Raw genomic sequence first — 22,244 nt, 5'->3', positions numbered from 1 at the left:
GTATTTGCAGGTTTTGTCGTGAACTTCGCGTTCACCTGTAGATTGCGCATTCTTGTTCAAACAATAATACGGCATGTGCCTCTCCACGAGTCCATAAGGAACATATAAAGAACACGATTCTTGCTGAGAAGCAATCCTCACCTCACCCTGCGGTAAATCCCGTCTATCCGCACATCGCCGTCCAGCAACTCCAGATAGGTTCGTATGACCTGTTCGAGCTGGTCAAGCGTTTCGATAGTGCAGAAGCCTTCCGGGTCGCGCGTTATGCCGGCGGCGGCGAGCTGTTCAGCCGTCAGGATATGGCAATCGGGCTGGTGATAGGTGGTCATGTCCTCATAGATGAAGACAATGCCATAGCCGATCCCGTCCTCTCGCGGCCACTGGCCGATATGGATATCGCCGGAGAGCCGGCGCAGCCGCGAGTTCTGGTGCGGGAAGTTTGGCGTATCGGACGTATAGCGCCGCGAGAAGAAGCCGTAATCGATCCGCCCCTGCCACGTTACCCCGCCCCATTCCACGCCCTCTGTATCGAATGGCGTATGGGTGTATTCGCCCGGCGGCATGGCGCGCCTGGCATCGCGCGCGCCGATCAGCTCCACCTCGCTGGTAAAGCAGCCCGCCAGCATAAGAACCGGCGCGAGGAGGAGGAGCTGGGCGAGCCTTCTCATACCGGCGCGCAGGCCGCTTTCAGCCAGGCATGCACCTCTGGCTCGCCCGCCACCAGCGGGCCGACTTTTTCCAGCACCGCCGCGTGATAGGCATTGAGCCAGTCACGCTCCTCTTCCGTCATCAGGCTCACATCCACCAGAGCGGTGTGGATGGGCGCGAAGGTGAGCGTTTCAAACCCCATCATCGGCCGCTCGCCGCCGGGCAGATCCTCCGGCGGGGTGACGACCTGCAGCGTCTCGATGCGGATGCCCCACTTGCCGGTATTATAAAAGCCCGGCTCGTTGGAAAAGATCATGCCCGGTTTGAGCGCAATCGAGTTCGGCGCCTTGGCGATGCGGCCCGGCCCTTCGTGGACGGAGAGATAGCTGCCGACCCCGTGGCCGGTGCCATGGTCATAATCCATCCCCGCCATCCACAGAGGCTGGCGCGCCAGGGCATCGAGCTGTGATCCGGTCGTGCCTTCGGGGAAGCGGATGCGCGCCAGCGCGATATGCCCTTTCAGCACCAGCGTGAAGGCGCGGCGCATGTCTGCGCCAGCCTCGCCGATGGGCACGGTGCGGGTGATGTCGGTGGTGCCGTCCGGGTACTGACCACCGGAGTCGACGAGATAAAGCGTGCCGCGCTCCAGCTTGCGCACCGAGTCGGTGGAGACGCGGTAGTGCGGCAGCGCGCCGTTTGGCCCGGCGCCGGAAATCGTCTCAAAGCTGATATCGCGAAACTCAGGCAGCGCCCGGCGGAAGGTTTCGAGCTTCACCGCCGCGCTGATCTCGTCCTCATGGCCGGACTGGGCGTCCGTATCCAGCCAGTGAAGGAAGCGCACCATGGCCGCGCCATCGCGGATATGCGCCTGGCGCGCGCCCTCCACCTCGATCGCGTTCTTGATCGCGCGCGGCAGGGCCACCGGGTCGGGTGCGCGCTTCACAATCGCGCCGGCTTTTTCAAGCTGGTTGAAGACGTGGGCGCTGGTGATGGCCGGGTCCACCAGAACGGTCTTCCCGGCGAGCGCGGCGAGCGCGGAATCGAAGCTGTCTTCAGATTCGATGGATATCTTGTTGCCGCCCACAGGATAGAGCTCAGAAACCCCTTTTTCGGGGTCGAAATACCCCGAAATCGACCCGTCCGCACCTAAGATTGCCCGTCCCAGACCTATAGGGGCGCAGGCGACGTCTCCGCCGCGCAAATTGAGGATCCAGGCCACCGAAACCGGGTCTGACAGCACGGCCGCATCGGCGCCAGCCTCTTTAAGTACCTGAGAAACCTCGTCAAGTTTTTCCTCCACGCTGCGCCCGGCCAGGCTGACCGGGTGGGGATAGATCTTGGCGCACGGGGCCGCGGGGCGGTTTTCCCAGATTCTATCCACCGGGTTCTCATCAACTATCCGCATGTGGATACCCGCGCGGGCTGCGGCTGCCTCTATCCGCGTGATGGCATCCGGGCTGTGCAGGCGGGCATCATAGCCGATTGTCTCGCCTTTACGGGCGTTTGCGGCGATCCAGCCCGCGATTCCGGGTTCGGGAAAGCCCTCGAAGGCGAAGAGTTGTCCATCAACCTGGTCGCGCACCTGCAGGGTATAGCGCCCATCGGTAAAGATGGCGGCCCTGTCCCGCATCACGATCGCCGCCCCGGCACTGCCCGTGAAGCCGGTTACCCATGCCAGGCGGTCCGCGCTGGCGGGGACATATTCGTTATTATACTCGTCCTCATGGGGCACGAGAAAGCCGTCAAGGCCCTGGCGCGCCAGCTCTTTTCGAAGCAGGGGCAAGGCCTTGCGGCCATTGGCGGGGCCGCCCTTGGGGGTGAAGGTCTGGATGGTGTCGCGGGGGATAATATGGGTCATGGGGGCAAGCTAATCCCCCTCTTGGCGGCGATCAATCGGGGCGTGCTGCGGGCCGTCTATCCGGCCGGGCGGGGCCGGACTATCCGGAGGAGAGGGCCGCGCCGTTTTGCAAAAACTGTCACACACAACAAGGGTTAAACGCGATATAGGGCGGGGATAGTCTACCGGGAGTCCGCCATGATCCGCTTCGCCGTTGCGCTGCTGGGCGCCTTTTTCCTTTATATTTCAGTAAGTTATGCTGATCCTGGCGCGCGCTTTGCAGACGGCCATACCCGCGCCCCGGAAACCAGCCCCCATGCTGCGCTGGAAGCACAAGTATCTGATATACTTGACCGATTCGCCGCCACCATGGAGCCCGAAGCACTCGTCGCCCTCACCCCCGAAGTCGTCCTCGCCTTCCTGACCGGGGAAGAAAGGGCTTATCTTTCAACGGCTTTCGTCCATTTCTCCATTGACCGCCCGGCCCGCATCTATATCGCCTATGACGGCATGTATGGCGAACAGCCTTTCTGGCTTGAGGAATTGGGCTTTGAACGGCGCGAAGACCTTGATTTCATTGTAGATGTTGAAGATCCGTATGAGGTCTGGCAGCGCGAGTACGAGGCCGGGGAGGTGCGTCTTGGCATCCCCTCCTTCTCCGGCGAGCTGAAGCCTTATGTCGTTTTTGCAGCGCCTCTGGGTGGCGACGAAGCTATTGAAATCACTCCGCTTGTCGCCGGTACGGATGTACAGATCGCCGCCGAGGGCGGTGAGCCTTTCATCGATGACAATGACTATTTCAACGCCCTGCCCGCCGAGCTCGACGGCCTCCCCGTCCTAAGGTCTTATGAAAGCTGGGAATTTGTCTCGCGCATGGTCGGGTTTTTCCGCACCACGGATTACCCCTCCTCCGCCACCCCCGACCATATCGTCCAGACCTGGCAGGGCGATCCGGCAACGGAAATCACCATTCAGTGGCGCACAAGTGCGGGCGCGGCCAGCGATCCGGTGCTCTGGTATGCACCTGAAAACGATGCGGAATCTGTCGCCTACGCCCGCGCGGAGACGATGACGCTGCGCAGCCGTCAGGTCGTCAACGACCCTGCGATTGACCTGCACCGCGTCCGCCTGACGGGGCTCGAGCCGGGCGGGCAGTACGCGTTTGGCGTCAGCGCCGATGGCGGCGAAAACTGGAGTGAAGTGAGGCACTTCCACACAGCCGCCGAACCGGGCGCGCAGACCTGGCGGTTCGTCTATCTGGGCGATCCGCAGAACGGGCTCGATGAATGGGGCGATCTCATCCGCCAGGCTTATGAAAGATTTCCGGAAATCCGCTTCTGGATGATTGCCGGCGACCTCATCGATCATGGCACAGAGCGCGATAACTGGGACCAGTTCTTCGCTGAAGGCTCCACCGTGTTCGACCGCTCCGCCGTGGTTCCGGCCATCGGCAATCATGACAGTCATGGCGGCCACCCGACCCTTTATCTTCAACAGTTTGCCCTGCCCGATAATGGGTCTGAGCATCTCGATCCGGGCCGCACCTATCACCTCACCTATCAGGACATGCTGATCGTGGTGATGGATTCCAATTATGACCTGATCGAGCCGGAAACACAGACCGAATGGCTGGACCGCGTGCTGGGGGCAAGCGATGCGCGCTGGAAGGTAGTGATCTACCACCACCCCTTCTATGCCTCGCGTCCGGGGCGCGACAACCAGCCCTTGCGCGATGCCTGGGGCCCGATCTTCGACCGGCACAATGTCGACATCGCCTTTCAGGGGCATGACCACGCCTATATGCGCACCGTGCCGATGCGCGGTCACCGCCCGGCAGAACCCGGCGAGCATGGCACGATCTATCTGGTCGCGGTCTCCGGCACGAAGATGTACGAGCAGGAATTGCGCGATATCGCCGCCTTTGGCACCACGAATGAGCGCACCTACCAGCTCATCGAGATGGACTCGGCTGCCGGCACCCTGTCCTACCGCGCGATCAACGCAGAGGGCGAAACCATCGATGCCTTTGATCTGGCAAAGGACTGACAGCCACGTACGCTCCTGTCCAAACGGTAATATTTTGCAGGCTTGTGCAGCGCGCCGGTTCGGCTAAACCGGCGCGCCCCTGCATTAGCTGACCGAGCCTGCCCATGACCGCTCCCGCAATAGAAACCACAGGCCTCGCCCGCCATTTCGGGGACAAACGGGCCGTGGACGGTATTGATCTGGATGTGCGGCGGGGCGAGATTTTCGCCGTTCTCGGCCCCAATGGCGCCGGGAAGACGACGCTGGTGCGCATGCTGGCGACATTGCTGCGTCCCACCGGCGGCAGCGCACGCGTGCTCGGCCACGACATCGAACGCGAGGCGCGCGAGATACGCCGCAAGATCAGCCTGACGGGCCAGTTCGCTTCGGTGGACGAAGACCTCACAGGCTATGAAAACCTGCTATTGCTGTCGCGCCTGTCGGGCCTGAAAGGGTCAGAAGCGAAGGACAGGACGATGGGGCTTCTCGCCGCCTTCGACCTGTCCGACGCGGCGGCCCGGCAGGCCAAAGACTATTCCGGCGGCATGCGCCGCAAGCTCGATATTGCCGCCAGCCTTATCCGGCGGCCTGAACTGCTGTTTCTGGACGAACCGACCACCGGGCTTGATCCGCGCTCGCGCAATCAGGTGTGGGACATTGTGCGCGGGCTCGCGGCCAGCGGCACGACCATTCTTCTGACCACGCAATATCTGGAAGAAGCCGACCAGCTGGCCGGCGAAATTGCGGTGGTCGATCATGGCCGCATCATTGCGCGCGGCACCAGCGCGGAGCTGAAAGCGAAAGTCGGCGGCGGCGTGCTGCAGATCCATCTCACCAGCGCTGAACGGCGCGAGGATGCCTCCCGCATCCTGTCTGACATGCTGGTGGGCGAGGTACGCGCGAGCGGCAACGCGGCATCGTTGAATGTGGACGTCGCTGATCCCGCCGCCGGTCTGGCGGCGCTCGGCGCCTTGTCCGCCGCTGGCATAGCGCTGACGGGCTACAGCCTCAGCCAGCCCAGCCTCGATGAGGTCTTCTTTGCCCTGACCGGACGCCCGCCAGAGCCGGAGAATGGGCAGGAAAGCGGGAAGGACGACGCGACGGATTCGGAGGCCGCGCTATGAGCGAGATGACCAAGCCCCTGGAGCAGGCGGCGCAGGACGCGGTGCTGTCAGCCCCGGCCATCGCGCCGCGCCCGCCGCGCCCCGTATCGGTGAGCCTCACCTATGCCTGGCGGGCGCTCCTGAAGATCAAGCATATGCCTGAACAGCTTTTCGACGTGGTGGTCACCCCCATCATGTTCACGGTGATGTTCACCTATCTGTTCGGCGGCGCGCTGGCAGGGTCTACAGACGCCTATCTGCAATTCCTCCTGCCGGGCATTCTGGTTCAGACGATTGTTTTTACGTCCGTCTATACCGGCTTCACACTCAACACCGATATCTCCAAGGGCGTGTTTGACCGTTTCCGCTCGCTGCCCGTGTGGAGCCCCGGCCCGATCGCGGGTGCGATGCTGGCCGATGTGTTCCGCTTCACGGCATCCGGTGTGATCGTTTTCATTATCGGCACATTGATGGGCTACCGGCCCGAAGGCGGTTTCATCGCCGTCATTCCCGCCCTCATGCTGATGAACGCGTTTGCGCTCGGCTTTGGCTGGATATTCACCGCGCTGGCGCTTTCTGTCCGCACGCCGTCCACGGTGATGACGCTCGCCTGGCTGGTGCTGATGCCGCTTACCTTCGCCTCCAACATCTATGTCGACCCGGCGACCATGCCCGGCTGGTTGCAGGCCGTGGTGTCGGTCAATCCGGTCTCGCTGCTGGTCAGTGCCATACGCGATATCATGGCTGGCACACCGGACGCTGGCGCTATATTGCTGGCCCTGCTCGCGCCTGGCCTCATCGCTGCGGTCTTCGGACCCGTGACGATGTGGCTTTACCGGCGCGAGCGCTAGCACAGGGAAACGCTTGCCATGTCCACGCTCTGGCGCCTGCTCGCCATCGGTCCTGCCGCGCCCATGAAGGCCGCCGACGCGGCTCTGAATGCGTGGGAAGACGGGCCGATGCTGTCCTGGTCTTTCTTTGAAGATGGCAGCGAGGAGGTCTGGCGGCTTGATGTGCTTTTCAATCAGCAGATTGATGTAGACCGATTTTTGGCCGGAATCGGGCTGACGGGCGCCGATATTGATGTCCAGTTCGCGCCGCTTCCCGAAGAGGACTGGGTGCGCCTGTCGCTCGCCGGCCTGCCCGCGGTCAAGGCCGGTCGCTTCGTTATCTATGGCGAGCATGCGAAAGCGGAACTGGCCCCCGGCGAAATCGGGATAGAGATAGAAGCCGGCCCCGCCTTTGGCACTGGCCATCACGGAACCACCAAAGGCTGCCTCATCGCCTGCGACAGGCTGGAACGCGAAGGGCTGAAAGCCGCACGCGTGCTGGACCTGGGCTGCGGGACGGGCGCACTCGCCATCGCGGCGGCTCTTGTCTGGCCCGATGCCGATATTCTCGCGACCGATATTGATCCCGAAGCCGTGGCGGAAACCGCGATCAATAACGCCAAGAATGGCGTGGCTGACCGGATTGAGGCCATCACGGCGGACGGGTTTGATCACCCCGCTTTCGAGGGCGCGGTGTTTGACCTGATCTTTGCCAATATCCTCGCAGGACCGCTGCAGGAGCTGGCGCGCGCACTGGCGGAGCGTCTGGCGCCCGATGGCCGGGCCGTCCTGTCCGGCCTGCTCGAAGAGCAGATTACAGGCGTCGAGGCGGCCTATGCCGGGGCTGGCCTTGTTACCGAACACACCGATATCATCGAGGGCTGGGCGATCCTGACGCTGAAAGCAGGCTGACCGGCATCACGCCTTGAGGATCAGCTCAAGGCAGGCATCGATATGCGCCTCGATCTGGCTGGGCTCGATCGGATTCTTGCCGGTCAGTATCTCGTATTCGGGCGCGAGCACGATGGGCAGGGAGAACGCGCCGGATAGCACGAATTTGAGGTGTTCGGGGTCACCCTGAGCGATCAGGCCCTCGCCTTGTGCGGCGCTGATCAACGAGATGATGAGATCGTTCAGCGGCTTCTGATGATGCGCAATCAGCCATTCCAGGCGCGGCGTGCGCTCGGCGCCTTCCTGCAGCAATAGCCGCATGTGCTCCGGGTATGCCGCCAGCGTGGCTATATGGGCCCTTATGGCAGCCTTGTAGAACGGCAGGCCGCTAAGCCCCTCCAGAGCGGCCATCTCGTCCTGCAGCTTGGCATTGACCCGCGCATAAAGCCGTTCAACCGCGGCTTCCCACACGCCCTGCTTGGACTTGAAATGATACATGATGAGCGGTACCGGCGCACCGCAGGCGCGCGCCACATCGCTCACCGACGCGCCGGAAAACCCGCGCTGGGCAAACAGCGGAATGGCCGCATCGAGGATACGGCTCTGCGTCGCCTCTCTCTGCGCCTCTCGCTCATTGGTCCGCGCCGGGCGGACTTGTGTTTTCGTGCTCATGGACAAAGGTTTAGAGCCATTGCGGCGCAAGGTCGATAGTGTGCGCTGGCAACAAGTCGTTGCCCGTTTCACGCCTTCTCCACGAAGCTCGACACGACCTTCTTCTCGCCTGCCTTGTCGAAGGCGACGGTCAGCTTGGCGCCATCGGCCACCAGAATCCGGCCATAGCCGAATTTCAGGTGGAAGACCCTGTCTCCGCGCTTGAACCCGCCAGCGCCATTGTCCCCGCTCTCGATCAGCTTTGCCTTGCCTTCAATCACGCCCGGATCGCGGCGGGCTCCGCTTTCCTGCGCCGCCTTGAAGCGTTTCCAGCCCGGACTGTCATAGGCCGAGCGGAAGGGATCGGCAGGCTCTGACACGCCGGCAAAACCGGGGCCTGCATCATAATAGCCGGTTTCGGACTTCGCTTCGGCGTGTTCGGGCGGCAGCTCGTCTATGAAGCGTGAGGGCAGGACGGACTGCCAGCGCCCGAAAATCATCCGGTTGGCCGTAAAGGAGATGATGGCGCGCTCCCTCGCGCGGGTAATGCCGACATAGGCGAGGCGGCGCTCCTCCTCCAGGCTCGCCGTGCCGCCCTCATCCAGAGACCGCTGCGAGGGAAACACCGTCTCCTCCCAGCCGGGCAGGAAAACCAGCGGAAATTCCAGCCCCTTGGCGGCGTGCAGCGTCATCAGGGACACTTCATCGCCATCGCTTGCCTGATCGAGATCCGCTACCAGCGAGACATGCTCCAGATAGGCTTCCAGCGTGTCAAACCCGCCCATGGAGCGGATGAGCTCCTTGAGGTTATCAAGCCGGCCTGCGGCCTGCGGGCTCTTGTCCTCGCGCCACATCGCCGTGTAGCCGCTTTCATCGAGGATGATCTCGGCCAGCTCGTCATGGCGCATCGTGTCGGCTTGCGCCCGCCAGCGCTCGACATCGCGCAGGAAAACCTGCAAGGCGGTGCGCGCCTTGCCGCGTATCTCGTCGGTCTGGACCATCAGGCCCGCCATCTCGCTCATCGAGACACCCGCTGAGCGCGCCGCTGCGGCGATCTTCTGCACGCTGGTCTCGCCAATCCCCCGCTTGGGGACGTTCACGATCCGCTCGAATGCCAGATCGTCCTCGGCCGAGCGCACAAGGCGCATATAGGCGTGGGCATCACGCACCTCCGCGCGTTCAAAGAAGCGCGGACCGCCAATGACCTTGTAGGGCAGGCCCAGCATGATGAAGCGGTCTTCAAACGCGCGCATCTGCCAGGACGCACGCACCAGAATGGCGATATCATTGTGCTGGTTGCCGGAGCGGACAAAGGCCTCGATCTCGTCGGCGACGAAACGCGCTTCCGCATCCCCGTCCCACAGGCCGCGCACCTGTACCTTCTCGCCGGGATCATCCTCGGTCCACAGCGTCTTGCCAAGACGCGAGCGGTTGGACCTGATGAGGCCGGAGGCCGCGCCGAGAATATGCCCCGTAGAGCGGTAATTGCGTTCCAGACGGATCACGGTGGCGCCGGGAAAATCGGTTTCGAAGCGCAGAATGTTGTCCACTTCCGCGCCGCGCCAGCCATAGATGGACTGGTCGTCATCGCCCACACAGCACACATTGCCAGACCCGCGCGCCAAGAGGCGCAGCCAGAGATACTGGCAGACATTGGTGTCCTGATACTCGTCCACCAGAAGATAGCGGAAGCGCCGGTGATAAAGCGCCAGCACATCGGCATTTTCGGTGAAGATCGTCAGATTGTGCAGCAGGAGATCGCCGAAATCGCAGGCATTGAGGACTTTCAGCCGCTCCTGGTAGAGTCGGTAGAGCACATCAGCCTTGCCGTCCGCGAACGTCCAGCGGTCCTCCTCGCCCAGCTTTTCAGGGCGGATGCCCCGGTTCTTCCAGCCATCGATGAGGCTGGCCAGATGGCGCGGCGTCCAGCGCTTGTCGTCTATCCCCTCGGCCTGGAGGATCTGCTTGATCAGGCGCAGCTGGTCATCGGTATCCAGGATGGTGAAGGAGGGTTTCAGCCCCACCAGCTCGGCATGCCGGCGCAAGATTTGCGCGGCGATGGAGTGGAAGGTGCCAAGCCAGGGCAGGCCCTCCACTGCCTCACCGATAATGGCGCCGACACGCTCCTTCATCTCGCGCGCGGCCTTGTTGGTGAAGGTCACCGAGAGGATTTCCCACGGATTGGCCCGGCCTGTGGCAAGGATATGAGCAAGCCGGGTGGTCAGGACGCGCGTCTTGCCGGTGCCTGCCCCCGCGAGCACGAGAACCGGCCCGTCAGTCGCCTCCACAGCGGCGCGCTGCTCTGCGTTCAATCCCTTCAGATAGCCCGGCAGCCCCGTCTCTCCGCCAGATGGCGGACGGGCAGAGGCCTGTTGGGACAAGGGGACAGAATTCATGGCGGCCTTGATGCTGAGCAGTCGATTCGAACGGGAGCGAACAAAACTAGCACGCCTTGGGGCAATCGGCAGGGGTGAAGGCGGACCGATTGCACCGGCGAGGCCGGTCACTCAGCGCTTACGGCTTGCAGCCTGGATTACAGACCGGTAACACTGTGCATAGCATGGGGGAGCAAACCGGATGTGAGACGCGCTCACCAGCGCCTTTAGCCCTCTCTGATTCACGCGGTCGATGACCGCGCCCTTCCCGGTATCTCCCATGTTTCAAGACACACCCGATGCTACGCTCGACGCTGCCTGCCCGTTGGCTGATGACGGCATATTGCGTGATTTCTGGTATGTTGCCCTGCCTGCGCGCGAACTGAAAGCCGGGCGCAGCCAGAGCCTGAGCGTTTGCGGCCTTGCCCTCGAACTGACGCGCACCGGCGATGCTGCAGACCCGGTGACCGGACAGTCCGGCAATGGTGAAGCCCTGCACGTCGCCGAGCAGGAAGGCCTGATCTGGGTCTTCATCCCGGAAAAGCCCGGCAGTGCACCGGCAAGCGCGCCGCCCGCGTTCGAAGGGCCGGGCAGCGCGAAGGTGCGCTTTGTCGAGGAAGCCCTGCTGCCCTGCCATATTGATGACGCCGCCTATGGCCTGCTGGACCCGGCCCATGGGCCTTACGTCCATGCCAGCCCGATCTGGCGCAGCTCCAAGACACTCAAAGACAAGGCGAAATCCTACGAGCCAAGCGAGCTGGGCTTCACCATGGTTCCGCATGAGCCGGTTAACTCGAAGCTCTACAACATTATTGGCGGCTCGATCCGGGTCTTGATCGCCTTCCGTCTGCCGGGCCTGCGCATCGAGCGGATCTGGAACGAGAAGCACACGGTTCTCGGTGTCACCGTCCTCACACCCATCGACGCGAGCCGCACCGTGATCCGCCAGGTTTTCTATTGGGACACGCCGGTCCTCACCGCCATCAAGCCGATAGCGCGCCTGTTCACCCGGCCCTTCCTGCAACAGGACGTGCACATCATGGCGCTGCGCCAGAAGGGTCTCGCCTTCGGCGCGAAGGGCATGCTGATCCGCGACGCCGACCAACTCTTCATCTGGTACCAGCGCATCAAGAAGGAAATTCTCGATTCCCGCGCCCAGGGGCGCGAGTTCGTGAACCCGGTTAAGCCCGCGACCTTGCGTTGGCGGACGTAATACACACGGTCACCTCTCCAACAAAACTTGACACGGCACCGGTCAGCTTGGAACGTCCGCCCTGTAATAGGTTGGGAAGGGCGAAAGGATGGCTGATACTGTACTGGATACCGCATCGGGCGATGTGCCGGATAATCCGGCTGGATCGCGCTTTTTCCTCTACATGTCGCTGACCCTGCTCGCGCTGGTCTTGGCAGGTTTCTCCAAGACGTTTTACCTGCGCGCCTTCTTTGAGCAGGCCCCCTTCATGACTGACGCGTTCATGACGCGCGAACTCTACATCCACGGCTCAGTGATGACTGCTTGGTACGTGCTGCTCGCCGTCCAGACATTCCTCATCGGGCGGCGCGCCTATGGCCTGCACAAGATGATGGGGGTGTTCGGCCTCGGTCTAGCCGTGGCCATGATTGCGACCGCTATTCCGGTGATCACGGGCTTCGCCCCGCGCCTGATCGCCGCCGGTCTAGGGCGTGGACTCATAAGCTCTGACCCAGAGTCTTGCTGATGCGAGTGCGATGGCGGCCAGGAAGTTTCTGGCCAGCTTTTCGAAGCGTGTGGCGCATCGTCTGAAGTGCTTGAGTTTGCAGAAGTAGCGCTCGACGAGATTGCGCTGGCGATAGATGTGCGGCGCGACGGACCTCTGGACCTTTCGGTCTTTCTGGGTCGGGATGTGAGCTGTGGCGCCCATGGCTTCGATCTGCTCCACAAGGGCGCGGGCGTCGTAGCCGCGGTCGGCCACCACATGGCGGGCGCGTCGCAGGGTGGATATCAGCTCGGCGCCGGCGCTCTTGTCGCCGGCCTGGCCTTGAGACAGGGCCAGGCGGATGGGCAAGCCCTGATCGTCCACGATGGCGTGGATCTTGGTGCTCAGTCCCCCGCGAGAGAGACCGATGGCGTGATCCGGCCCCCCTTTTTTCCGCCTGCAGCGTGCTGGTGAGCGCGGATGATGGAGCTGTCGATAAACGTCATCGACTCTGGAGACTGGTCGGCCAGAGCATTGAAAACATTCACCCATACCCCCGCCTTCGCCCACCGGTTGAAGCGGTTATAGACCGTCGTGTACGGGCCGTAGCGCTCCGGCAGATCGCGCCAGGGCGATCCCGTCCGCAAAATATAGAAAATCCCGTTCAGCACACGCCGGTCGTCCGTGCGCGGCACGCCGCGCGGCTTGTTCGGCAGGAGCGGCATGATGATCGACCACTCCGCATCACTCAAATCAAATCGGGCCATGATCAAACTCCCTTCAAGGAGCTTGAATCACGACCCAGCTGATTTGGGAATCCCGTTTATGGGTACAGAACCTAGAGGCCGAAACGGTTCTGCCGGTCATTTCGGTGCTGATCTGGTTTGATATTCTCGCCCTGGTGGCGTTCGGCCTGCTGGTGGCCCTCGCGATTGTGTTTCGTCAGACCGGTGCCGCACACAAGCGCCTGATGATGATGGCGAGCATCGCCTTCATGCTGCCGGCCACCTTCCGCATCGTGAACGGGTTTGCGCCTGACCTGCCTGCCATGCCGATCGCGCTGATCGTGTCGCTACTCCTTCTGGCGGCCATGGCGGCCCACGACCTTCGCTCCCTGGGCAAGCTGCACCCGGCAACCGTGTCCGGTGGCTCCATGGTCGCTGCCCTCACAGCGCTGGGCTTAGTCATCGGGGCATCGGGCGCTGGCCAGGGCTTTGTAGCGGGAATGATGTAGCCCTATCCCCGGAACCCCAGAGCCACCAGATAGGTCTCCGAGCTGTCGGCGCGGCTGGCGGCGGGCTTCGCGTGTTTGACCTTGTCAAAGCGCGGCTTCAGCCGTGCAAGGATTTCGCTCTCGGTGCCGCCCTGGAACGCCTTGGCGATGAAGGCCCCGCCCGGTTTCAACGTTTCCAGCGCAAAGTCTGCCGCCGCCTCCACCAGATTGACGATACGCAAATGGTCGGTGCTCTTGTGACCGGTGGTCCAGGGGGCGAGGTCGGACATGACAAGGTCAGCCGGTCCGCCCAGCGCCTCTTTCACCGCTTCGGGCGCGCCCGCATCGGTAAAGTCCATCGTCATCAGGACGGCACCCGCGATGTGATCCATCTCCAGAAGGTCGATACCGACGACATGGCTGGCCCCGCGCTTGAGGGCCACCTGCACCCAGCCGCCGGGCGCGGCGCCCAGATCGGCAATACGCATGCCGGGCTTCAAAAGGCCGAATTTGTCGTCCAGCTCGATCAGCTTGTAGGCCGCGCGCGAACGATACCCTTCAGCCTTCGCACGCTGGACATAAGGATCGTTCAGCTGGCGTTCCAGCCAGCGCTGGGACGACACTTTGCGCTTCTTGGCGGTTTTGACGCGCTCGTGGAACTGCTTGTCAGCGCGCTTGCTGCCGCCCTTGGTGACCGGGCCGGAGCGTCTGCGGCGTTTTTCCTCGGGCGGGGCATCATCCTTGCCGGAACTCATGCTTCAACTCCTGCCGGGCCGGCTTTGCGTGTCCGTCCCTTGCGGCCGCGGCGGCCGCGTTTTCGTCTGGGATAGATCAGATTGAGCAGCAGGCCTTCACGAAGCCCCCGGTCCCCGACACGCAGGCGCGGCACCGGCCAGCCATCCATCACGGTTTCCAGGATAGCACAACCTGCCACCACCAGATCGGCCCGTTCGGTGCCGATACAGCCCTCGCCCGCACGTCCTTCAGCGTCCTTGCCTGACAGCCGGTCACAGGCCGCGCGCGCCTCATGCGCCTCCATCCATAGCCCGTCCACGCGATTGCGGTCATAGCGCACCAGATCGAGATGAACCCCGGCCACCGAGGTAACCGTGCCCGATGTGCCGACCATATGGGCCTTGCCCTGTTCAAACAGCGGGCGCAGGCGGCGCGCGCCCTTCGGGATGCGTGTCTCCTTGCGCACTTCGGCCTTCATCGCCTCATACCAGGCCGCACGCTCCTGAGGTGTGGCGTTTTCCGGTTCGGGGCAGCGTTCGGACAAGGTGACAACACCCAGCGGAATGGTTGTCCAGCCGCGAATACCCGGCCGCCCTGCATCGGGATAGCCGCCGCGTTCGCGCCATTCAGCCAGATCCAGCCAGCACAGCTCGGTAGACCCTCCGCCAATATCGACCACAACAGCGGCATCGAAGCTGTCATCAAGCAGATCCAGACTGCCCTGGACAGCCAGGCGGGCCTCCTCCTCCGGCGATATCAGGTCCAGCTTCAGGCCGGTTTCCCGCTCCACCCGGTCAAGGAATGCCTGCCCGTTGGACGCCATGCGGCAGGCCTGCGTCGCCACGGCGCGCAATTTCGTCACCTTGCGCCGTTCCAGCTTCTGGGCGCACACACCCAGCGCCTCGACGGCACGGTCCATCGCCTCCTCGGAAAGGACGCCGCTGGCGCCCAGCCCTTCGCCCAGCTTCACGATGCGCGAAAAGCTTTCCACCACGCGAAAGCCGCGCGCCGCGCGGCGAGCCATCAGCATACGGCAATTATTGGTGCCAAGGTCTATCGCACCGTAAATGACATCGTGCCGGTGCCGGCCTTTGGATGTCTTGCGCGAATCGGTCCCCGGGCGTGCGCCGGGGTCATGCGTATCCATGAACTGTCTGGTCCTGTTGCCCGGCCTGTCTGGCAAGGCGCGCAACCTTCCGGCGCGCAGCCCGTTGCCCGGCAAGACCGGTCTGGTTCGTGTGTTGAAGACAATGATAACACGATCGTGACAAGATGACAGGTATTAGGCTTGCGAGTGTGTCATGCAGCACAGGGCTGGATTTACGGCGCCAGCGCCATACTTGAACGGTAAAAGACTGGGAAAAAAGGAGATTTCCGTGCGTAGCGCGCGTTTTGCGATTGGTGATGTGGTCCGTCACCGGCTCTTCCCCTTCCGGGGCGTGGTGTTCGATGTCGACCCGGAATTTGCCAATACCGAGGAATGGTACCAGTCCATCCCCGAACGTATCCGCCCGCACAAGGAGCAGCCTTTTTACCACGTGCTGGCCGAGAATGAGCAGAGCTACTACACGGCCTATGTCTCCGAGCAGAACCTGCTGCCCGACGCCCATAACGGCCCGATCGGCCACCCGGAAGCAGCCGCTGTATTCGAAGGTTTTGACGGTGCCCGCTACAAGGTGAAGGCCGAGATCGCCTCCAGGGCGAACTAGCTACCGGCCGTAACCTACCACTTCCTGCTCGATAGCGCCGAAGATCGACTTGCCGCTGCCGTCGCGCACGTCGATGCGGATCGTGTCGCCCGGCGTCATGAAGGGCGTTTTCGGCTTGCCGTCATTGATCGTCTCGATCATGCGGATCTCGGCGATGCACGAATAGCCCTTGCCGCCTTCGCTAACCGGCTTGCCGGGACCGTCATCTTGCTTGTTTGATACCGTGCCGGAGCCGACAATGGTGCCAGCCGTCACGGGCCGGGTCTTCGCCAGATGCGCGATCAGCTCCGGGAAGCCGAATGTCATGTCGACCCCGGCATCCGGCTCGCCAAAAAGCTGGCCGTTATATTGAGAGCGCAGCGGCAGGTGCAGGCGCGCCCCGTCCCACGCCTTGCCCAGCTCGTCAGGCGTCACGGCGACGGGTGAAAAGGCTGTCGGCGGCTTGGACTGGAAGAAACCGAAACCCTTGGCGAGCTCACCCGGGATCAGGCCGCGCAGCGACACATCATTACAGATCATGATGAGGCGGATGGCCTTTGCTGCTTCATCGGCCGTGCAGCCCATGGGCGCATCGCCGGTGATGACGGCCACTTCACCCTCGAAATCGAGACCCCAGCTGTCATCACCCAGCGGAATGGGATCGCGCGGCGCCAGAAAGGCATCAGAGCCGCCCTGATACATGAGCGGATCGGTCCAGAAGCTTTCCGGCATTTCCGCGCCGCGCGCTTTCCTGACCAACTCCACATGGTTCACATAGGCCGAGCCGTCCGCCCATTGATACGCACGCGGCAGGGGCGAGAGCGCGTCATGCTCATGAAAGCGCTCGCGCGGAATGGTCTCGCGGTGCAGTTCGTCCGACAGGGTTTCCAGCTTCGGCGCGATCGCAGCCCAGTCATCGAGCGCCGCCTGCAGGGTCGGCGCGATATGGGAGGCGTCAGTGCACCAGGCGAGATCCCGCGAGACGACAACAAGACGGCCGTCGCGCGTACCATTCTTCAGGCTGGCAAGTTTCATCGGATTGCTCCTTTCGCGCCGGGCGCGGTCAGGCTTCGAGGAAATTATCGGGTGAAACGGCGGCGAAGCGGCCATCGGAATGGAGCCATTCCAGCTCGCCATCGGCAATGCCGAAACGCGCGCCATGCAGGGTCAGCGTACCGGCCTGCACCGCCTCGGAGATGAAGGGGAACGACATCAGCCGCTCCAGCGACCGCTTGATCGAGCCGAGCTCCATCGCATCACACAGATGGTCAGTATCGGCATCTTCGCCGAGCTCGCGAACGGCCTCGTCGAGCACCGGTTTTAGCGGGTCGAGCCAGCGCTCGATGAACTGCGTGCCAGCCGCTCCGCCCGTCGCCGCTGCGTGCACCCCGCCACAGCTCTTGTGACCCAGCACGACGATATGGGGAACGCCCAGCGCCTTGACGGAGAACTCCAGCGCGGCCGAGACGCCGTGATGCGCGCCGTCCGGCTCATAGGGCGGCACCAGATTGGCGACATTGCGGATGATGAACAGCTCGCCCGGTCCGGCATCAAAGATCGCCGCCGGGTCGACACGGCTATCCGCGCAGCCGATCACCAGGGCATGGGGTTTTTGCCCCTTGGCGAGATTCTGCCAGATGCGTTGCTTGCGCTCGAAACGCTCGGCGCGGAAACGGGCAAAGCCCTCATGCAGACGGTCAGGTATCATGTCTGGCGGTCTAGCCTTCGATGGGCCGGGCGGCAAGCGGGCGGGTCAGAAGCGTTCGGCGCGCACCACCTGCACGTCCGAGACCATGACAATGCCGATCTGACGCTCCAGAAGCGCGTAGACACGCTCCAGCACGGTATCGAGCACGGCCGGATCGATAACGGCCAGCACCATCACCATGCGCCCGGCTTCGGTGATCTGCCCCTCGCGCGCCCAGCTGCCATTCTTGCCCCGGCCGGACTTGGCGGGCAGCACGGTCCAGCCCTTTACACCCGCCTTTTCCAGCACGCTCTCAAGGCGCGGGACGGCCGGCATCTCGATAATGATCTCCAGTCGCTTTTTCAGGCTGGTCTGCATCGGTCTAGCCTCCAGTGCCGGTTACAAGCCGGGCGATCCAGAAATAGAGCGGAATACCCGCCACCAGATTGAACGGAAAAGTGATCCCCAGCGCCAGCGTCAGCGAAATCGCCGGGCGCGCTTCGGGCAGGGCAAGGCGTAAGGCCGCCGGCACCGCGATATAGCTTGCAGAGGCCGCGAGCGTCATCAACAAGCCCAGACTGCCCGCATCCAGCCCGGCGAGAAGCCCTGTTCCCAGCCCTGCCAGTGCACCGATCAGCGGCATGTAGAGGCCGAAGCCGATGACGCCGGGTTTGAGGACGCGCCAGTTGCGAAGAAGGCCCCGGCCCGCCACCAGCCCCATATCGAGCAGGAACAGGCAGAGCACGCCGCGGAAGATGTCGTTGAAGAAAGGGGCAACAGCCGTCATGCCGCGCGGGCCGGTCATCCAGCCGATGAAAAACGCCCCGATCAGGAGGACGATCGAGCCGTTAGCCGCAATCTCCTTCAGGACCGAAAGCCTGCTCTCGGCATGCCCCTCCCCGCCATTGGAGGCGCGCGCAGCCGAGCCCGCCAGGATCAGCGCGGTAACGATGGCAGGCGCTTCCATGGCGGCGGCAACCGCCACCATGAAGCCTTCACCCGGCGTTTCGAGAAAGCGCGCCGCGTCGCTCGCAGCGATAAACGTAACAATGGAGATGGAGCCGTAATGGGCCGCGATGGCCGCCGCATCAATGCGCCCTACCTTCGTGGTCAGCATCAAGAGGCCAAAGCCCAGCACCGGCAGCAGCGCCGAGAGCACGATACCGGACAGGATCGCTCCGCCAACCGACCAGTTCAGGTCGCCGACGGCCATCTCCGCCCCACCCTTGAAGCCGATCGCCATCACCAGATAGAGCGATAGCGCCTTGGCGATGGCCTCCGGAATGGAGAGGTCTGAGCGGACGAACGCCGCGATCAGCCCCAGCACGAAGAACAGGATGGGCGGGGAGATCAGATTGGCTTCCGCCAGCGTGAAAATATCCATGCCCCGCCCCCCGGCTCCGACTATGCCTACTCAGCCGCCTGTTTCGGCTTCCAGGAGTGAACGTAGTCGAGATTCTCCACACTCGCTGCCCCCTCACCCACATCGAGCGGATCGCGGGTGTCGATCATCACCGCATACTCGTCCGTCGCGGGCTTTTTCTGCGTGAACATGTTGGCGAGCGCTTTCGGGTGCGGGCCGTGGGTGAAGCCTGCCGGGTGGAAGGTCATCATGCCCGCATCAATGCCGTCGCGGCTGAAGAAATCGCCCGCGTGGTAGAACAGCACTTCATCATAGTCGTTATTGTTGTGGAAGAAGGGCACTTTGAGCGCGCCCGGATCGGTCTCGAAGGGGCGCGGCGCGAAGGTGCACACCACAAACCGGTCCGATAGGAAGGTCGTGTGCGCGCTCGGCGGCACATGATAGCGATGGCTCATCAGCGGCCTGATATCGCGCACATTCAGGCGCACCGGATAAAGCTCGCCATGCCAGCCGGCAGCATCCAGCGGATTATAGGGATAGGTGATGCGGCTCACCGCTCCGCGCTTCTTCACATGCACCACCCATTCATGGTCGTCATCTGCCTGCTGCGCGCGGAAGGCTTCGTCCATGGCCGGCACATCCAGCACCGCCGGATCGAAGATCGCATGCGGGCCGAGCAGGCCCCGGTCAGGCAGGGTGTAGTGGGTGTTGGTGGCCTCCACCATCAGAACGGCCGTGGCTTCAGACGGCACCAGCCGCCACATCGTGGCGCGCGGCAGGATGATGTAGTCACCCGCCTCGTAAGCCAGATGGCCAAAGTCGCAGAACAGCGAGCCCTTGCCGGTATGGATGAAGAGAAGCTGGTCGCCATCGCCGTTGCGGGCAAGGCCTGTCATCGGCTTTTCCAGCTTCCAGAAACGGATATCGCAGCCATTATTGTGCAGAACGGACGGGCTGGACCACGGCACATCATCCGGGCGGTTCAGCCGCGCCAGATCAAACGCGCGCGGCTGCAGCGGGCCTTCAAACTTCACCCAGCCGGTGGGCGGGCGCTTGTGATGCAGGAAGGCCGCGGGGCCGAAAAACCCCTCCTTGGACATTTCGCGCTCATAGGGCGCATGTTCCGGGAAATCAGCATGGGCCTGGCGCGAGGCATCGCCTTCGCTGCGGGAGGTGTAGATCCATTTGCGCGCCATGACACATTCTCCGTTCTGCCGGGTCATCAATTTAGTTACATCTGAAACTAAATGGAAGGGGCTTCCCGGCAAGGGGGTTGCATGACGTCAGTGTGCCTGAACGCTGGCAGGCTGGCAAAGGCGGGCGGACGCCCTATTGCGCCGTGCACGCGCGGAAGGACGCCACCGTGTCCTGGCGGGCTTCGAGCGCCTCATAGACTGTCCAGTGCAGGTCGGATGCAATCATGGCAACACCTGCATCGGCAAATCCGGCATAGATGGACGTATCGCCGCTTTCCAGCACCTCGCTGTCAATATGCCAGAGCGTGCCGGCAACCGGCGGAATACCCGCCTCGAGCAGATGCGCCCAGACAGTCGGGTCCAGCTCGCGCTGCACCCCTGCCCATCCGACAAGACGGGCCGGGTCAATGCCGGCTTCGGTCAGCGTCTCCAGGCGTTCAGGGTCAGTCAGCTGGATGGAGATCACCACCTCGTCACTGGCCGCCGCAGCGCGCAGCGCGTCCTCGGTCTCATAGGTGATGACCATGGCATAGGAGAGCGCATCATTGGCGACGATAGCCTCCACGAGATCTTCAACCGGCACGGTGCGCTTCAGGTCAAGCTGGACGAAGGCCCGCCCGCGCGCCCAGCTGAGCACCTCTGACAGGCTGGGAATACGGTAGGGCGTCAGCTCGCCCTCATTGTCGATGAGCTGGAAGGCCGACAGCTCGGCAAAGGTCATCTCGGAAATATTGCCGGTTCCGTTCGTCGTGCGGTCAAGGCTCTCATCATGCATCATCACCAGCACGCCATCGGCGGTACGCCGTACATCCATTTCCAGCAGCATGGGTCCGCCCGACAGCGTGTTGGCGAAGGTTTCGATCGCGTGCTCGGGATAACCGGGCTCCACACCGCCCCGGTGCGCGCTAACCAGCGTTACATCGCGGTCCATCAGGCAGCGCAGCACATCGGGAATGGACTGCCCGTCCGGCGCCACCGCCGCTACCAGGGGCTCGGGCAGCGTGTCGGACGCTGGCGCCGCTTCCGCCAGACGCCGCTCGGCTTCCGACAGCTCGCCGGACGGCTCTGGCATTTCAATTTCGCCCACCGGCTCCGGGCAGGCAGCCAGAAACAGGGACAGGGCCGAGACGCTGGCAAGTTTCAAAATTGCAGGATCAAACAGGCGCATGAGAGCTCCGGAACAAGATTATAGCGGCCACCGGACCCGATAGCCGGTTCACGCAACAGCTATATGACGGGCGGCAACCCTATTCATCATCATAGATGGCGACGTATGGCTCGCGGCCCTCGCCCCAACTCGCCCGGTACATGCCGGGTGTGTTCATTGCCCAGACGGGCTGGCCAACGAACAGCATGACGATGCCGCCATCTCCGCCATCGGCCTCAAGGGTTTCCATCATGCGGTCGGCGGCGATCTGGGCAGCTTCCTCAAAGCTGTGCTGCTCGAACATCAGCCGGTTGGCCTCATGGCAGATGGCAGCTGCCACATTGAAGCGGATGAAGTATTCGCCCGTGCCGGTGGCCGAGAGCCCGCAACGATCGTCCGCCCAGGTGCCCGCGCCGATGATCGGCGTATCGCCCACGCGGCCCCAGCGCTTGGCAGTCGTGCCGCCTGTGGACGTACCCGCTACTGTCACGCCACTGGTATCCATCACAACCACGCCGACCGTGCCGAAGCGGTGTTCGCGCTCCATCAGGTCCAGCGCGCCCTCGCGGACCGGCTCGGGGGCAGGCGCGCCTTCAGGGCGCGGCGGCACGGGCAGCCCCATGCGCTGCACCTGGCGTTCCATGGCCTGCCAGCGGCGCTCGGTGAAGAAAAAGGCCTGGTCGGCGGTTTCCAGTCCGCGTTCAGCGGCAAAGCCTTCCGCCCCGTCACCGACCAGCATGACATGCGGGCTGTGTTCCATCACGGCTCTCGCCAGTGAGATCGGATGACGCACACCTGTCACCCCGGCGACGGCACCGGCAGCGCGCGTATCACCCACCATGATCGAAGCATCGAGTTCCACCCGGCCGTCGGCCGTGAACACCGCGCCGCGCCCGGCATTGAACATCGGATCGTCTTCAAGGACGCGGATTACCGCCTCCACGACCTCTGTCCCGTCCGCTCCGCCGGAGAGCATGGCACCGCCCAGCTCCAGCGCGGCCTGCAAGGCGGAACGGTAGGCCGCTTCGGTTTCGGCATCCATGGCTCCGCGTTCGATCACCCCGGCACCGCCGTGGATGATGATCGACCATTCCAGCTCGCCTGCGCTCTCGTTCCGCGCATCGGCGGCAGGGGCGGCAAGGGCGAGGAAAACAAAGGCGGTCAGGACACGGATCATCG

Annotated in this window: 22 protein-coding genes; 8 read left to right on the top strand and 14 right to left on the bottom strand. The window is 63.2% G+C overall.

Annotation, left to right across the window (positions count from 1 at the left end; all coding sequences use genetic code 11):
• Window positions 1-137 precede the first annotated feature (137 nt).
• Both IEV75_RS02145 and IEV75_RS02140 read right to left on the bottom strand, forming a co-directional pair.
• The gene (locus IEV75_RS02145; RefSeq protein ID WP_188450890.1) at window positions 138-668 is read right to left on the bottom strand and encodes a hypothetical protein; all 531 of its coding nucleotides are present in this window, start codon (window positions 666-668) and stop codon (window positions 138-140) included.
• The gene (locus IEV75_RS02140) at window positions 665-2,506 is read right to left on the bottom strand and encodes an aminopeptidase P family protein (RefSeq protein ID WP_188450889.1); all 1,842 of its coding nucleotides are present in this window, start codon (window positions 2,504-2,506) and stop codon (window positions 665-667) included. The genes IEV75_RS02145 and IEV75_RS02140 overlap by 4 nt, the downstream gene beginning before the upstream one ends.
• A 177-nt stretch (window positions 2,507-2,683) precedes the next feature.
• Between IEV75_RS02140 and IEV75_RS02135 the strand changes: the two genes are divergently transcribed.
• From IEV75_RS02135 to IEV75_RS02120, 4 genes are all read left to right on the top strand, one after another.
• The gene (locus IEV75_RS02135) at window positions 2,684-4,531 is read left to right on the top strand and encodes a purple acid phosphatase family protein (protein WP_188450888.1); all 1,848 of its coding nucleotides are present in this window, start codon (window positions 2,684-2,686) and stop codon (window positions 4,529-4,531) included.
• 104 nt (window positions 4,532-4,635) lie between these two features.
• On the top strand, window positions 4,636-5,634 hold the full coding sequence (locus tag IEV75_RS02130) for an ATP-binding cassette domain-containing protein (protein WP_188450887.1): 999 nt from the start codon (window positions 4,636-4,638) through the stop codon (window positions 5,632-5,634).
• Window positions 5,631-6,464, top strand: a complete 834-nt coding sequence (locus IEV75_RS02125) for an ABC transporter permease (RefSeq protein WP_188450886.1) — start codon at window positions 5,631-5,633, stop codon at window positions 6,462-6,464. Before IEV75_RS02130 ends, IEV75_RS02125 begins: the two co-directional genes overlap by 4 nt.
• An 18-nt stretch (window positions 6,465-6,482) precedes the next feature.
• Window positions 6,483-7,355 (top strand): 50S ribosomal protein L11 methyltransferase, encoded by an 873-nt coding sequence (locus tag IEV75_RS02120; RefSeq protein WP_188450885.1) that lies wholly within the window; start codon window positions 6,483-6,485, stop codon window positions 7,353-7,355.
• 6 nt (window positions 7,356-7,361) lie between these two features.
• Here the strand turns inward: IEV75_RS02120 and IEV75_RS02115 are convergent, their stop codons facing one another.
• Both IEV75_RS02115 and IEV75_RS02110 read right to left on the bottom strand, forming a co-directional pair.
• Window positions 7,362-8,006 carry a TetR/AcrR family transcriptional regulator gene (locus IEV75_RS02115; RefSeq protein WP_188450884.1) on the bottom strand — a complete coding sequence of 215 codons (645 nt, stop codon included), beginning with the start codon at window positions 8,004-8,006 and terminating at the stop codon, window positions 7,362-7,364.
• A gap of 68 nt (window positions 8,007-8,074) precedes the next feature.
• Window positions 8,075-10,381 (bottom strand): ATP-dependent helicase, encoded by a 2,307-nt coding sequence (locus IEV75_RS02110; RefSeq protein WP_188450883.1) that lies wholly within the window; start codon window positions 10,379-10,381, stop codon window positions 8,075-8,077.
• Between the two features lie 259 nt (window positions 10,382-10,640).
• On the opposite strand from IEV75_RS02110, the gene IEV75_RS02105 reads away from it, so the two are divergent.
• Complete coding sequence (locus tag IEV75_RS02105) at window positions 10,641-11,573, top strand: aromatic ring-hydroxylating dioxygenase subunit alpha (protein WP_188450882.1); 933 nt, start codon at window positions 10,641-10,643, stop codon at window positions 11,571-11,573.
• Between the two features lie 88 nt (window positions 11,574-11,661).
• Window positions 11,662-12,078, top strand: coding sequence for a hypothetical protein (locus IEV75_RS02100; RefSeq protein ID WP_188450881.1), 417 nt, complete (start codon window positions 11,662-11,664; stop codon window positions 12,076-12,078).
• Here IEV75_RS02100 and IEV75_RS02095 read toward each other — a convergent pair.
• Window positions 12,037-12,803 (bottom strand): IS5 family transposase gene (locus IEV75_RS02095; protein WP_217983230.1). Its coding sequence is split into 2 segments (ribosomal slippage): window positions 12,037-12,494 and window positions 12,494-12,803, totalling 768 coding nucleotides; the frame shifts between segments, so codons are not numbered across the junction. The genes IEV75_RS02100 and IEV75_RS02095 overlap by 42 nt on opposite strands.
• A gap of 104 nt (window positions 12,804-12,907) precedes the next feature.
• On the opposite strand from IEV75_RS02095, the gene IEV75_RS02090 reads away from it, so the two are divergent.
• Entirely contained in the window at window positions 12,908-13,270 is a 363-nt protein-coding gene (locus tag IEV75_RS02090; protein ID WP_188450879.1) for a hypothetical protein, read from the top strand.
• Between the two features lie 2 nt (window positions 13,271-13,272).
• On the opposite strand, the gene IEV75_RS02085 is transcribed toward IEV75_RS02090, so the two are convergent.
• Window positions 13,273-14,004: an RlmE family RNA methyltransferase gene (locus tag IEV75_RS02085; RefSeq protein WP_188450878.1), complete on the bottom strand. Its 732-nt coding sequence runs from the start codon at window positions 14,002-14,004 to the stop codon at window positions 13,273-13,275.
• Window positions 14,001-15,131, bottom strand: coding sequence for a Ppx/GppA phosphatase family protein (locus IEV75_RS02080; protein WP_188450877.1), 1,131 nt, complete (start codon window positions 15,129-15,131; stop codon window positions 14,001-14,003). The genes IEV75_RS02085 and IEV75_RS02080 overlap by 4 nt, the downstream gene beginning before the upstream one ends.
• Before the next feature lie 223 nt (window positions 15,132-15,354).
• Between IEV75_RS02080 and hspQ the strand changes: the two genes are divergently transcribed.
• Complete coding sequence (gene hspQ / locus IEV75_RS02075; protein ID WP_233351721.1) at window positions 15,355-15,693, top strand: heat shock protein HspQ; 339 nt, start codon at window positions 15,355-15,357, stop codon at window positions 15,691-15,693.
• Here the strand turns inward: hspQ and IEV75_RS02070 are convergent, their stop codons facing one another.
• From IEV75_RS02070 to IEV75_RS02040, 7 genes are all read right to left on the bottom strand, one after another.
• Complete coding sequence (locus IEV75_RS02070) at window positions 15,694-16,707, bottom strand: fumarylacetoacetate hydrolase family protein (protein WP_188450875.1); 1,014 nt, start codon at window positions 16,705-16,707, stop codon at window positions 15,694-15,696.
• Between the two features lie 28 nt (window positions 16,708-16,735).
• Window positions 16,736-17,380 carry a carbonic anhydrase gene (locus IEV75_RS02065; protein WP_188450874.1) on the bottom strand — a complete coding sequence of 215 codons (645 nt, stop codon included), beginning with the start codon at window positions 17,378-17,380 and terminating at the stop codon, window positions 16,736-16,738.
• Between the two features lie 45 nt (window positions 17,381-17,425).
• Window positions 17,426-17,737 carry a P-II family nitrogen regulator gene (locus tag IEV75_RS02060; protein ID WP_188450873.1) on the bottom strand — a complete coding sequence of 104 codons (312 nt, stop codon included), beginning with the start codon at window positions 17,735-17,737 and terminating at the stop codon, window positions 17,426-17,428.
• A gap of 4 nt (window positions 17,738-17,741) precedes the next feature.
• Window positions 17,742-18,743: a sodium-dependent bicarbonate transport family permease gene (locus IEV75_RS02055; protein WP_188450872.1), complete on the bottom strand. Its 1,002-nt coding sequence runs from the start codon at window positions 18,741-18,743 to the stop codon at window positions 17,742-17,744.
• A 26-nt stretch (window positions 18,744-18,769) separates the two neighbouring features.
• Complete coding sequence (locus IEV75_RS02050; RefSeq protein WP_188450871.1) at window positions 18,770-19,918, bottom strand: homogentisate 1,2-dioxygenase; 1,149 nt, start codon at window positions 19,916-19,918, stop codon at window positions 18,770-18,772.
• Between the two features lie 133 nt (window positions 19,919-20,051).
• Window positions 20,052-21,086, bottom strand: a complete 1,035-nt coding sequence (locus IEV75_RS02045; protein WP_188450870.1) for a glycerophosphodiester phosphodiesterase family protein — start codon at window positions 21,084-21,086, stop codon at window positions 20,052-20,054.
• Between the two features lie 79 nt (window positions 21,087-21,165).
• Window positions 21,166-22,242: an isoaspartyl peptidase/L-asparaginase family protein gene (locus IEV75_RS02040; protein ID WP_188450869.1), complete on the bottom strand. Its 1,077-nt coding sequence runs from the start codon at window positions 22,240-22,242 to the stop codon at window positions 21,166-21,168.
• Window positions 22,243-22,244: the final 2 nt, after the last annotated feature.

It is taken from the genome of Glycocaulis albus (assembly GCF_014639075.1).
Classification (GTDB): domain Bacteria; phylum Pseudomonadota; class Alphaproteobacteria; order Caulobacterales; family Maricaulaceae; genus Glycocaulis; species Glycocaulis albus.
The sequence above is the reverse complement of the archived record's forward strand: the minus strand, read 5'-3'. Positions and strand labels throughout refer to the sequence as shown.